Raw genomic sequence first — 12,333 nt, 5'->3', positions numbered from 1 at the left:
AGGATGACGACGCGAGCGCTGCTCTCAGGTCTGGCACTTATTGCCGCTCTGGCCCTTGCCGGCTGCAATCCCTTCGGCCAAGGCCCGGAATTCTCGATCGTATCAGGCTCGGAAAACACCGTCCTGCAGCCGATCGTCGAGGAGTTCTGCAAGCAGAAGAACGCCACCTGTACCTTCAAATATGAAGGCACGCTCGACATCGGCCTGGCGCTGCAGAGCGACCCGGGCGTCATACAGGATGCGGTCTGGCCGGCCTCGAGCGTCTGGGTCGACATGTTCGACACCAGGCGCCGCGTCAAGAGCCTCACCTCGGTCGCCCAGACGCCGGTGGTTCTCGGCGTGCGCAAATCGAAGGCTGAGCAGCTTGGATGGATCGGCAAAGATGTTTTTATGAAAGACATCCTGGCTGCCGTTCAGAACGGATCGCTGAAATTCCTGATGACCTCGGCGACGCAATCCAATTCCGGCGCCAGCGCCTATCTCGCCATGCTGTCGAGCGCGCTCGGCAACAAGCCGGTGATCGAGCCTGGCGATCTCGATAACAAAAACGTCCAGGAGAGCGTCCGGGCGCTGCTTTCAGGCGTCGTGCGCTCTTCCGGCTCCTCCGGCTGGCTTGCCGATCTCTACGTCGATTCCGCCGGCAAGGGCACACTCTACGACGCGATGTGGAACTACGAGGCGGTGCTGAAGGAAACCAACGACAAGCTCGCCACGCTGTCGCAGGAGCCGCTTTATGCGATCTATCCGGCCGATGGTGTGGCCATGGCGGACTCGCCGATCGGCTTCGTCGATCATGGCCGCGGGCCTGAAATCCAGACTTTCTTCAACGATCTGCTCGCCTATCTCCGTTCGGCGCCCGTGCAGCAACGTATCGCTGATACCGGCCGGCGCATTCCGCTGACCGGTGTTGCCGCAAAGCCGGAACCGGGCTGGAATTTCGACCCAACCCGGCTGGTGACGGCGATCCGCATGCCGGAGTCCGGCGTCATCCGCCAGGCGCTCACCCTTTATCAGGCGGCGCTGCGCAAACCGTCCCTGACCGCGCTCTGCCTCGATTTTTCCGGCTCGATGCAGGGAGAAGGCGAGGACCAGCTGCAGAAGGCGATGCGTTTCCTCCTGACACCTGACGAGGCGAGCAAGGTTCTGGTGCAATGGTCTCCCGTCGACCAGATCATAGTCATTCCCTTCGACGGCAGCGTGCGCAAGATGTTTATGGCTAGTGGAAACCCGCTTGAGCAGGAAGGACTGCTGAACGAGATTTCCAGGCAGAAGGCGAGTGGCGGCACCAACATGTATGCCTGCGCCGAACGGGCTTTGCAGCAAATCGCCGGAACCGACAGGCTCTCGGCCTATCTGCCAGCCGTCGTCATCATGACCGACGGCAAGTCCGATGATCAAAGCCGGGCCTTCATGAGGGCGTGGAATGCGATCGAGCCGCGTGTCCCGATCTTCGGCATCACATTCGGCGACGCCGACAAGACTCAGCTCGACACTCTTGCCAAGCAGACCTCGGCGCGCGTGTTCGATGGCGGCTCCGATCTTGCCACCGCCTTCCGCACCGCGCGCGGCTATAACTAGGACGAGCATGCGCAACTGGCTCGGCAATGATGGCAACTGGATCGTGGCGGGACTGGCGGCGGCGCTCACCGTGCCGCTGTTGAGCTTTGCCGCCGGCATGCCGTTCTGGATCGCCGCCATCATCGCCCTTCTGGTCTTCGCCGGGCTTGTCATTCTGCTCGCGCCGCGCCGGCTGTTCGAAGGTCTCGATCTCAAGCGCATCGGCAGCGGGCGTGTGGCCTTTGCGCGCGATCTGCTGGAGACGGCCGTTCCCTTTGCGCAAAGGCTGGAGACTGCCGCCGACGCGATCGCTGACAAGCCGGCCGCAGCTGCTGTCCGGCACCTTGCCGAAATCGCTGCCGATGTCTTTCGCACGGTCGAGGCCAAGCCCGAAAGCGCCAATGCCGTTCGCCGGTTCCTCTCCTATTATCTGCCGCGTGCTGCCGAAGTGGCGGAAGGTTTTGCCGTGATCGAAGCCAAGCGCGTTCCCGACCCGAAGCAATTGGGGGAGGTGCGCGGCGTTCTGGTGAAGCTCGAAGAGGCCTTCATTCATTACGCCGACAGCCTGGTCGACGAGGAACTTGGTACGCTCGATACCGATCTTCGCCTCATTCAGGCATCGCTCAAAGAGGATATTGGACGCTGATGGCCCTTTCTCGTCGCGCCTTTGGAGTGGGATTGCTCGGAGCCGGCGTCGCCGGCACCGGCGGTTATTTCGCCGTTCGGGACCGGCCGGAATTGCAGGGTCTGCTCGGCACCCGCACGACATTGTTCGGCTTCGTCGGCGGCGAGAAGGAGGCCTTCCTCGCCGACCCCGACGTCAACAGGGCGCTCGGCGGATACGGCTTGACGGTAGATGGCCGCGTCGCCGGCTCCGTCGAGATGGTGCGCGAACAGGCGCTGCTGTCGCAGCATCCGCAATTCCTCTGGCCGTCCTCCTCGATCATGGTTGATATCGCCAGACAGAACGGGATCGGTATCCGCAACGACCGCGTCGTGCTGAACACGCCGATCGTCGTCTATTCCTGGCAGCCCGTGGTCGACGGGCTGATGCAGGCAGGATTGGTGACGGTCACGAAGGATGGCCACCACCAGCTCGATCTGAAGGCGCTGCTCGACGCGATCCTCGCCGGCGCCGACTGGTCGAAGCTCGGCGTCAACTCGCTCTATGGCCGCGCCCGGATCGTATCAACCGATCCCAACCGTTCCAATTCCGGCTTCATGTTCTCCGGCCTTGTGCTCAGCCTTTTCAGCGGCAATGTCGCGACATCCGGCGATCTTGCCACGTCAGGCGGCAAGGTGCAGGCCATCTTCCGCAATATGGGCTTCAAGTCACCGTCGTCAGGCAAGCTTTTCGACCAGTATCTGGCAGGCGGCCTCGGCGGCGAACCGATGATCGTCGGTTACGAGAATCAGCTGGTCGAATGGATACTCGCCGATCCCACACGTTGGGCGCGTATCAAGACGAGCACGGGCGCCAAGCCGGTGATGCTCTATCCGCGCCCCACCGTCTATTCCTCGCATCCGCTGATCGTCGTCGATGAAAACGCTAATCGGCTGGTCGAGGCGCTGATCAGCGCGCGGCTGCAGGAACTCGCCTGGACGCGACACGGCTTCCGCGGTCCGCTGGGAACCGCGACTGGAAGCGCCGACAGCGCAATCGGCAGCCTGCTGCCAGCCGAGATCGACGCAATCCTGCCGACACCCGACGCCGGCGTCATGCTGGGGCTGCTGCCGACGCTGGCTAGCTGAACGGCGGCGTTTAAAGGGTGGAGTAGCCGGCCGGCCGCCTCTCGCTTCCGCTAGCCGCGCCCCGGGCCGGCGAATAGGTCGGTTTTTCCGGCAAAGGCCTTGCTTTTGCGCCAAATCGAATGTATGGGCACCGGCATTCCACACGTAAGGCATGGGATCGTCCGGGAGAAATCCGGGCTGTTCCGCCGGTGGCATCCTCGAAGAGGGTGCTGTTCGTCTTGCGGAGGTTCAACCGGAAAAGGAGTAACAAGGCATGGCATTGCCTGATTTTTCTATGCGTCAGCTTCTTGAAGCAGGCGTCCACTTCGGCCACCAGACCCATCGCTGGAACCCGAAGATGAAGCCGTATATCTTCGGCGACCGCAACAACATTCACATCATCGATCTGGCTCAGACCGTTCCGATGCTGTCGCGCGCCCTTCAGGTCGTCAGCGACACCGTTGCCCGCGGCGGCCGTGTTCTCTTCGTCGGCACCAAGCGCCAGGCGTCCGAGATCATCGCCGACAGCGCCAAGCGCTCGGCCCAGTACTACGTCAACTCGCGCTGGCTCGGCGGCATGATGACGAACTGGAAGACGATCTCCAACTCGATCCAGCGCCTGCGCAAGCTTGATGAGATCCTCAACGGCGAAGCCCAGGGCTTCACCAAGAAGGAACGCCTGAACCTCGAGCGCGAGCGCGAAAAGCTCGACAAGGCTCTCGGCGGTATCCGCGACATGGGCGGTACGCCGGACCTGATGTTCATCATCGATACCAACAAGGAAAAGATCGCGATCGACGAAGCCAAGCGCCTCGGCATCCCGGTCGTCGCCATCATCGATTCGAACTGCGATCCTGACCTGATCGACTATCCGATCCCGGGCAACGACGATGCATCGCGCGCCATCGCTCTTTACTGCGAGCTGATCTCCCGCGCCGCCATCGACGGCATCGCGCGTCAGCAGAGCTCTTCCGGCCGTGATCTCGGCGCATCCTCCGAAGTTCCGGTCGAGCCGGCTCTCGAGGAAGCAGCCGAAGGCTGATGAAAGCGGGCGGGGCGAAAACTCCGCCGAAGCTTGCATAGACTGGGAAGGCCGCTCGCGACTCATCGAAGTTCGGCGGCCTTACCTGTTTCAAGGCGGAGGCCCCAGGCGCTTCGCCAGTTAAATTTCGTTATGGCGCGTCTTCATCACGCTGTCATACATACAGGTACATTTCGTGCCTCAATCCGGTGGCGCGCCGTGCTTTGCGGTCCACCGTTTGAACCGACAAGAGGAAGAGTAATGAGCGAGATTACGGCAGCAATGGTGAAGGAACTGCGCGAAAAGACCGGCGCAGGCATGATGGACTGCAAGAAGGCTCTTGCTGAAACCGGCGGCGACATGGAAGCGGCGATCGACTGGCTGCGCGCCAAGGGCATCGCCAAGGCCGATAAGAAGTCCGGCCGCACCGCCGCCGAAGGCCTCATCGGTGTTTCGAGCGAAGGCACCAAGGCCGTCGTCGTCGAAGTCAACTCCGAAACCGACTTCGTCGCGCGTAACGATGCCTTCCAGGATCTTGTCCGCGGCATCGCCAAGGTCGCCGTCTCGACCAACGGCACGGTCGAGGCCGTCGCTGCTGCGACCTACCCGGCATCCGGCAAGTCCGTTTCCGACACCATCAAGGATGCGATCGCAACGATCGGCGAGAACATGAATCTGCGCCGTTCGGTCGCTCTCTCCGTCGAGGACGGCGTCGTCGCCACCTATATCCACAATGCAGTTTCCGACGGCCTCGGCAAGCTCGGCGTCCTCGTCGCCCTGAAATCGACCGGCGACAAGGAAGCCCTGAACGCAATCGGCCGCCAGGTCGCCATGCACATCGCTGCGACCGCGCCGCTGGCGATCCGCCCGGAAGAAGTCGATGCCGCCGTCGCCGAACGCGAGCGCAACGTCTTCATTGAGCAGTCGCGCGCGTCCGGCAAGCCGGACAACATCATCGAAAAGATGGTCGAAGGCCGCATGCGCAAATTCTTCGAAGAAGTCGCTCTTCTCTCGCAGGCCTTCGTCATCAATCCGGATCTGACGGTCGCTGCCGCCATCAAGGAAGCTGAAAAGGCCGTCGGCGCGCCGATCGAAGTTGCCGGCATGGCCCGTCTTCTGCTCGGCGAAGGCGTCGAGAAGGAAGAGACCGATTTCGCAGCCGAAGTCGCGGCTGCCGTCAAGGGTTGATCTTCCAGCCATAATCGGGAAAACACCAGGGCATCGCGTGACAACGCGGTGCCCTTCGTGTATCGGGCATTCACGGCAATTTACGAGGAGCCAAGATGTCTTTAGAGCCTGTCTATAAACGCGTTCTGCTCAAGGCTTCCGGCGAAGCGCTCATGGGTGGCCAGGGTTTCGGGATCGATGTCGCGGTGGCGGACCGCATTGCATCTGATATCGCCGAGGCAAGGCATATGGGCGTGGAAGTCGGCGTCGTCGTCGGAGGCGGCAATATCTTCCGCGGTGTCGCAGTCGCATCCAAGGGCGGCGACCGGGTGACCGGCGACCATATGGGCATGCTCGGCACCATCATCAATGCGCTGGCGCTCGCGACCTCGCTGCGCAAGCTGAACATCGATACGGTGGTGCTTTCGGCCATCTCCATGCCGGAAATCTGCGAGAGCTTCTCGCAGCGCGCCACCCTCTACCATCTGTCGATGGGACGCGTGGTGATCTTCGCCGGCGGTACCGGCAATCCCTTCTTCACCACCGATTCCGCTGCCGCGCTGCGCGCTGCCGAAATGGGCGCGCAAGCAATCTTCAAGGGCACGCAGGTGGACGGCATCTACACCGCCGACCCGAAGAAATATCCCGATGCGACCCGCTTCGACCGCCTGACGCACCAGGAAGTGCTGGACAGGGGGCTCGCGGTGATGGACGTTGCCGCAGTGGCGCTCGCCCGAGAAAACTCCATCCCGATCATCGTCTTCTCGATCCATGAGAAGGGTGGTTTCGCTGAAATCTTGACGGGCGGTGGGCTCAAGACCATCGTCTCCGACAACTGATACAAGCTGCGCCGCGTTTCGGCGCAGCCCTGGCTACAGTAAATAATTAGGGCATGAGGACGTCCGAAAACCGATGACTTTTCGGCATCAGCTCTAAACGGGAGCATCGACATGAGTGAAGGTATCGATATCAAGGAACTGAAGCGCCGGATGGACGGCGCGGTTTCCGCATTCAAAAGCGACATCGCATCGTTGCGCACCGGCCGTGCTTCGGCCAACATTCTCGATCCGGTGACGATCGAAGCCTATGGTTCGCGCGTGCCGTTGAACCAGGTCGCAAATATCACCGTACCCGAGCCGCGCATGCTGACGGTTTCCGTCTGGGACAAGTCGATGGTCAGCGCCGTGGAGCGCGGCATCCGCGAATCCAATCTGGGGCTCAACCCGATCGTCGATGGCCAGAGCCTGCGCATTCCGCTGCCGGAGCTGAACGAGGAGCGCCGCAAGTCGCTGGTCAAGGTGGCCCACGACTATGCCGAGAAGAGCAAGGTCGCGATTCGCCATGTCCGCCGCGACGGCATGGACGGCCTCAAGAAAGCCGAAAAGGACGGTGTAATCGGCCAGGACGAGAGCCGTGCGCAGTCCGAACGCGTACAGAAGATGACGGACGAGACGATTTCCGAAATCGACCGCTTGCTTGGCGAGAAGGAAAAGGAAATCATGCAGGTCTAGTGGATCTGTGCCTTTGCCTGGAAAGACCGGACGGGAAATGTCGGAAGCTGTATTTTTGACTGTGCCAGAGCATGTTGCCATCATCATGGACGGCAACGGCCGTTGGGCCAAGCAGCGCGGCTTGCCGCGTACGATGGGCCACCGCAAGGGCGTCGAGGCTGTGCGTGAGACAGTACGCGCGGCCGGCGCAGCCGGCATAAAATATCTCACCCTGTTCGCCTTCTCCTCGGAGAACTGGCGCCGGCCCGAGGCCGAGGTTTCCGATCTGCTCGGTCTGCTCAAGGCTTTCATCCGCCGCGACTTGGCCGAGCTTCATCGTCAGAATGTGCGCATCAAGGTGATCGGCGACCGCCACAGCCTGCGCAGCGACATTCTCGGCCTGCTGCTCGAGGCGGAGGAGACGACGACAGACAACACGGCGCTGACGCTGGTCATCGCCTTCAACTACGGCTCTCGCGACGAAATCTCGCGCGCCGCGGTTAGCCTGGCGAGGGACGTCGAAGCCGGCCGCCTGAGGGCGCAGGACATCACTCCCGCTCTGATCAACGCCCGTCTCGACACTGCCGGCATCCCCGATCCGGATCTCATCATCCGCACCAGCGGCGAGGAGCGGCTGTCCAACTTCCTGCTCTGGCAGGCCGCCTATTCGGAGTTCATCTTCGTCCCGGAATATTGGCCTGATTTCAGCCCCGAGATCTTCCGCTCGGCGCTCGAAAAATTCGCCTCCCGCGACCGGCGCTTCGGCGGCCTGTCATCGCAGGCGGCCGCGGTCGGCACCTGATGCAGCGGGAACTGAAACTGCGCATCGTTTCAGGATTGATTCTCGCGGTCATCGTTCTCGTTGCAACCTGGTATGGCGGGCTTGCCTTCCGCATGCTGGCGGCCGCGATCGGCCTGCTGATCTATTATGAATGGACGAAAATAACAGGCGTTGCGCGCGACTGGGTTGCCAATGTTGTCGGCTGGATCGGCGAGGCGGCGATCGCTTTTCTCGTGGTTGTCGGCAATTTCGAATTCGCCGCCGGCATGCTGGCCGGCGTCACCGCCGTCGGCATAGCCCTGATCATCCTGCATGGCACGAGCCGCTGGTTGCCGGTGGGCTTGTTTTATTCCGGCGCCACTGGCCTGGCGCTCGCCGCGATCAGAAGCGACGACCAGCCTGGCCTTTACGCGATGCTTTTCGTCTTTGCCGTCGTCTGGGCGACCGATATCCTCGCCTATTTCGTCGGCAGGGCGCTCCGCGGACCGAAGCTTGCCCCGTCGATCTCGCCGGGAAAGACATGGTCGGGTGCTATCGGCGGCGCCGTTTCCTCGGTCGCAGCCGGCGTCCTTCTCGCCCATTTCCTCTTCCCGGGTACCGAAATCGTTGCCGCAGGCGTGGCGCTCGTCCTGTCGGCGTGCAGCCAGTCGGGCGACCTTTTTGAATCCTTCATCAAGCGAAAATTCGGCGTCAAGGATTCAAGCCGCCTCATTCCGGGTCATGGCGGCGTCATGGACCGGGTCGACGGACTGATTTTCGCCTGTTTTGCGGCGTTCTTGCTTGCTGGACTATTTTCCCTGATAAAGGGGGTCGGGATGACGTCGCTGGCGGCGGCATTGTTCGGCCTCTGATGACGCGGCAGCCTGACGGAAGGAATTTATGGACGTGATGACCGGCATATACGCATTTGTGATGGGGAACATCGTCACCTTCATCCTGGTGCTCTCGCTGCTCGTCTTTGTGCATGAGATGGGCCATTACCTCATCGGGCGCTGGTGCGGCATCCGCATCCTGGCCTTTTCTGTCGGCTTCGGTCCGGAGATATTCGGCTTTACCGACCGCCACGGAACGCGCTGGAAGCTCTCCGCGATCCCGCTTGGCGGTTACGTCCGCTTCTTCGGCGACGAGGATGTTTCGAGCAAACCGGACAGCGATAAACTTGCCGCCATGTCAGAGGAGGATAAAGAGCGCTCATTTGCCGGCGCCAAGCTGTGGAAACGCGCCGCGACCGTCGCCGCCGGCCCGATCGCCAATTTCCTGCTGGCGATTGCCATCTTCGCCGTACTCTTCACCGTCTACGGCCGCATGATTGCCGACCCTGTCGTTGCCGAGGTCAAGCCGGAGAGTTCCGCCGCCGCCGCAGGCATCCTTCCCGGCGATCTTCTGGTTGCAATCGACGGCAACAAGGTCGACACCTTCGATGATGTGCGCCGCTACGTCGCCATCCGTCCGAGCCAAAGGATAGTCGTGACGGTTGAGCGCGGCGGCCAGAAGCTCGATGTGCCGATGGTTCCGCAACGAACCGACATTACCGACCAGTTCGGCAACAAGATTGAACTCGGCCAGATCGGCATCGTCACCAGCAAGGAAGCCGGCAACTTCCGCCTTCGGACCTACACGCCGCTCCAGGCGCTGCGTGAGGGGGTGATCGAGAGCGCAGGTATCGTCACCGGCACCTTCAAATATATCGGCAATATCTTCAACGGATCGATGCGGGCCGATCAACTGGGCGGACCGATCCGCGTGGCGCAGGCCTCCGGCCAGATGGCAAGCCTCGGGATAGGCGCGGTGCTGCAACTTGCTGCGACACTTTCAGTTTCGATAGGATTGCTTAACCTGATGCCGGTTCCGGTACTTGATGGCGGCCACCTGATGTTCTATGCGGTGGAGGCGGTGCGGGGCAAACCCCTGGGCTCCAAGGCTCAGGAATTTGCATTTCGCATTGGTTTGGCAATGATACTGACATTGATGGTTTTCACGACCTGGAACGACATCAGCCTGAGCTCAGGGTAAACGCGCAAGGCAAGGGAATTACTATTTATTTACGATGTTTCAAGGCTGTAGTGGCGAATGGGTCACGCTTGGAAATGAAGTAAACAGAAATTAACGACCTCCCTTGCTTGTATGTCAAAAGCGGGTAAAACGACACACGTGACCGGAATCGGGTTCTCCCGGGGATGGGGACGAGGGAAAAAAGGTAATAGGTGAAATGAAGGCTGGTTCAAGGTTTTTGAACGCAGTATCGGCGGTTGCGCTGTCTGCTGGTGTTGTTGCTTCGGGCGCAGGTGCTTTGACGTTCGTTTCTGCTACGGCCGCCGAGGCCGCGGTCATTCAGCGCATCGATGTGCGTGGCGCAAGCCGCGTCGGCGCGGAAGCCGTCCGGTCGAACCTCACCATCGCTCCCGGCAAGAGTTTCTCGAACACCGATATCGATAACTCCGTCAAACAGCTTTACGGCACGGGCTACTTCTCCGACGTCAAGATCTCGGTCTCCGGAAGCACGCTCGTCGTCAACGTGCAGGAAGCCCAGCTCGTCAATCAGGTCGTCTTCAACGGCAACCGCAAGATCAAGGACGACAAGCTCGCGGCCATCGTCCAGACCCATGCTGCCGGTCCCTACAGCGACACGCAGATCCAGGCCGATATCCAGTCGATCAAAGAGGCCTATGCCGCCACCGGCCGCAGCGAAGTCGAAGTCACGACGCAGGTGGTGCCGCTCGGCGAGGGCCGCGTCAATCTCGCCTTCGTCATCAACGAGGGCGATCGCACCAAGATCGATTCAATCAATTTTGTCGGCAACAATGCCTACAGCGCCGGCCGTCTGGCTGCCGTCATCAATACCAAGCGTTCGAACTTCCTTTCGTTCCTGACCCGCAAGGATGTCTACAACGAAGACAAGCTTCACGCCGACGAAGAGGCGCTGCGCCAGTTCTATTACAATCGCGGCTATGCCGATATGCGCATCGTCTCTTCCGATGCCAGCTTCGACGAAGCGACCAACAAATACACGCTCACCTTCAACATCGAGGAAGGCCAGCGTTACGACTTCGGGCCCGTGACCGTCCAGTCGACAGTCGAGGGCGTCGGCTCCGATCAGTTGCTGCCGCTCGTGCGCACCAAGGAAGGCCAGGTCTACAGCGCCAAGGAAGTGCAGAAGTCGATCGAAGCGATTTCCGATCAGGTGGCCTCTGCGGGTTATCCCTTTGCGCGCGTCACGCCGCGCGGTAACCGCGACCTCAACAACAACACGATCGGCGTGGAATATCTGGTCGACCAGGGCGAGCGCGCCTATGTCGAGCGCATCGAGATCCGTGGCAACAGCCGCACGCGCGACTACGTCATCCGCCGCGAATTCGACATGAGCGAAGGGGATGCCTTCAATCAGCAGATGATCACCAAGGCCAAGCGTCGCCTCGAGGCGCTCGGTTACTTCTCTTCCGTCAATATCTCCACCCAGCCGGGCAGTTCGCCTGACCGTGTCGTGGTGGTGGTCGACGTGCAGGACCAGTCGACCGGCTCGTTCGGTGTCGGCGCCGGTTACGCCGCCGGCGGCGACGGTCTGCTGCTCGAAGCATCGATCGAAGAAAAGAACTTCCTCGGCCGCGGTCAGTACATCCGCATATCGGCCGGCGGCGGTCAGGAAGGTTCGCGTGCTTACGGCGTGAGCTTCACCGAGCCCTATTTCCTCGGCTACCGCCTGGCGGCGGGCTTCGACGTCAACCACAGCGAGACGTCGAGCAACGACAACTACGATTACGAGGAAACCAGCGTCGTCCTGCGCGTCACCGCGCCCATCACTGAGGATCTGGCGACGACGTTCCGTTATAACTACAAACAGATGAAGTATGACGCGGATAACAGCGATCTTTCCGACCTGTCCGCTCCGTATCAGCACCTCGTTGAGGACAGCCCGTGGACGCGTTCGTCCGTCTCGCAGACGCTGACCTACAACACGCTCGACGACACCGTTCTGCCACGCGAAGGCATCTACGCGACGGCGACGCAGGAAATTGCCGGCCTCGGCGGTGACTCGCAGTACTATAAGATCTACGGCAAGGCCCGCTACTACCACCTGCTTGCTGATGATGCAGATATCATCGGCTCGGTTTCGGCCTCGGCTGGTTATGTCGTCGGCTTCGGCGAACACCTGAACGTCTTCGACCAGTTCACGCTGACCAATGGCGACATTCGCGGTTTCGAGAACAAGGGTATCGGCCCGCGCGTTTCCGGCAACAACGACGACCCGCTGGGCGGCACGACCTATTTCACGGCGTCGGCCGAAGCGACCTTCCCGATGCCCGGCTTCCCGCGCGACTTCAACCTGCGTGGCGCGGTCTTCGCCGACGCCGGCACCTTGTTCGGCAACGACGTTGACCTGAGGGGCGACGGCATCGAGGGCGAAGACGCCTCGCTGCGCGCTTCAGTCGGTGTCGGCGTCGTCTGGCAGTCTCCCTTCGGTGCATTGCGTCTGGATTACGCGATCCCGGTCCTCAAGGAAGACTTCGACAAGACGCAGAACTTCAAGTTTGGCATCAACAACCAATTCTGATATCGGCAGTCCGGAACTGTAAGACTCAATTCCGTTC

General features: G+C 61.1%; 11 protein-coding genes. All 11 read left to right on the top strand.

What is annotated here, in order from left to right:
• Window positions 1-3: 3 nt before the first annotated feature.
• Window positions 4-1,578, top strand: a complete 1,575-nt coding sequence (locus tag GA0061105_RS03360; protein WP_092748323.1) for a substrate-binding domain-containing protein — start codon at window positions 4-6, stop codon at window positions 1,576-1,578.
• A gap of 7 nt (window positions 1,579-1,585) precedes the next feature.
• Window positions 1,586-2,203 carry a 5-bromo-4-chloroindolyl phosphate hydrolysis family protein gene (locus tag GA0061105_RS03355; protein WP_092747976.1) on the top strand — a complete coding sequence of 206 codons (618 nt, stop codon included), beginning with the start codon at window positions 1,586-1,588 and terminating at the stop codon, window positions 2,201-2,203.
• Window positions 2,203-3,309, top strand: a complete 1,107-nt coding sequence (locus GA0061105_RS03350) for a type 2 periplasmic-binding domain-containing protein (RefSeq protein ID WP_092747974.1) — start codon at window positions 2,203-2,205, stop codon at window positions 3,307-3,309. The genes GA0061105_RS03355 and GA0061105_RS03350 overlap by 1 nt, the downstream gene beginning before the upstream one ends.
• 253 nt (window positions 3,310-3,562) lie before the next feature.
• Window positions 3,563-4,330 (top strand): 30S ribosomal protein S2, encoded by a 768-nt coding sequence (gene rpsB, locus GA0061105_RS03345; protein ID WP_003573382.1) that lies wholly within the window; start codon window positions 3,563-3,565, stop codon window positions 4,328-4,330.
• Between the two features lie 240 nt (window positions 4,331-4,570).
• On the top strand, window positions 4,571-5,497 hold the full coding sequence (gene tsf, locus GA0061105_RS03340; RefSeq protein ID WP_092747972.1) for a translation elongation factor Ts: 927 nt from the start codon (window positions 4,571-4,573) through the stop codon (window positions 5,495-5,497).
• Between the two features lie 95 nt (window positions 5,498-5,592).
• Window positions 5,593-6,315 carry a UMP kinase gene (pyrH, locus tag GA0061105_RS03335; RefSeq protein WP_064691480.1) on the top strand — a complete coding sequence of 241 codons (723 nt, stop codon included), beginning with the start codon at window positions 5,593-5,595 and terminating at the stop codon, window positions 6,313-6,315.
• 111 nt (window positions 6,316-6,426) lie between these two features.
• Window positions 6,427-6,987, top strand: coding sequence for a ribosome recycling factor (gene frr / locus GA0061105_RS03330; protein WP_004678618.1), 561 nt, complete (start codon window positions 6,427-6,429; stop codon window positions 6,985-6,987).
• 37 nt (window positions 6,988-7,024) lie between these two features.
• A complete protein-coding gene (locus GA0061105_RS03325) occupies window positions 7,025-7,768 on the top strand; it encodes an isoprenyl transferase (RefSeq protein WP_064691481.1) in 744 nt (247 codons plus the stop codon).
• Window positions 7,768-8,598, top strand: a complete 831-nt coding sequence (locus GA0061105_RS03320) for a phosphatidate cytidylyltransferase (protein WP_092747970.1) — start codon at window positions 7,768-7,770, stop codon at window positions 8,596-8,598. The genes GA0061105_RS03325 and GA0061105_RS03320 overlap by 1 nt, the downstream gene beginning before the upstream one ends.
• A gap of 28 nt (window positions 8,599-8,626) precedes the next feature.
• Window positions 8,627-9,760: an RIP metalloprotease RseP gene (gene rseP, locus GA0061105_RS03315; protein WP_064691483.1), complete on the top strand. Its 1,134-nt coding sequence runs from the start codon at window positions 8,627-8,629 to the stop codon at window positions 9,758-9,760.
• Between the two features lie 196 nt (window positions 9,761-9,956).
• Entirely contained in the window at window positions 9,957-12,296 is a 2,340-nt protein-coding gene (gene bamA, locus GA0061105_RS03310; protein WP_064691484.1) for an outer membrane protein assembly factor BamA, read from the top strand.
• The last annotated feature ends 37 nt before the right edge of the window (window positions 12,297-12,333 follow it).

The organism is Rhizobium aethiopicum, from assembly GCF_900094625.1.
Classification (GTDB): Bacteria; Pseudomonadota; Alphaproteobacteria; order Rhizobiales; family Rhizobiaceae; genus Rhizobium; species Rhizobium aethiopicum.
Note: the sequence above shows the minus strand (reverse complement) of the source record. Positions and strands in the feature narration are given on the sequence as shown.

Excerpts from the sequence above, each read along its gene's own strand:
- GA0061105_RS03360 (WP_092748323.1), top strand. The coding sequence starts at position 4 with ATGACGACGCGAGCGCTGCTCTCAGGTCTGGCACTTATTGCCGCTCTG.
- GA0061105_RS03355 (WP_092747976.1), top strand. The coding sequence starts at position 1,586 with ATGCGCAACTGGCTCGGCAATGATGGCAACTGGATCGTGGCGGGACTG.
- GA0061105_RS03350 (WP_092747974.1), top strand. The coding sequence starts at position 2,203 with ATGGCCCTTTCTCGTCGCGCCTTTGGAGTGGGATTGCTCGGAGCCGGC.
- rpsB (WP_003573382.1), top strand. The coding sequence starts at position 3,563 with ATGGCATTGCCTGATTTTTCTATGCGTCAGCTTCTTGAAGCAGGCGTC.
- tsf (WP_092747972.1), top strand. The coding sequence starts at position 4,571 with ATGAGCGAGATTACGGCAGCAATGGTGAAGGAACTGCGCGAAAAGACC.
- pyrH (WP_064691480.1), top strand. The coding sequence starts at position 5,593 with ATGTCTTTAGAGCCTGTCTATAAACGCGTTCTGCTCAAGGCTTCCGGC.
- frr (WP_004678618.1), top strand. The coding sequence starts at position 6,427 with ATGAGTGAAGGTATCGATATCAAGGAACTGAAGCGCCGGATGGACGGC.
- GA0061105_RS03325 (WP_064691481.1), top strand. The coding sequence starts at position 7,025 with ATGTCGGAAGCTGTATTTTTGACTGTGCCAGAGCATGTTGCCATCATC.
- GA0061105_RS03320 (WP_092747970.1), top strand. The coding sequence starts at position 7,768 with ATGCAGCGGGAACTGAAACTGCGCATCGTTTCAGGATTGATTCTCGCG.
- rseP (WP_064691483.1), top strand. The coding sequence starts at position 8,627 with ATGGACGTGATGACCGGCATATACGCATTTGTGATGGGGAACATCGTC.
- bamA (WP_064691484.1), top strand. The coding sequence starts at position 9,957 with ATGAAGGCTGGTTCAAGGTTTTTGAACGCAGTATCGGCGGTTGCGCTG.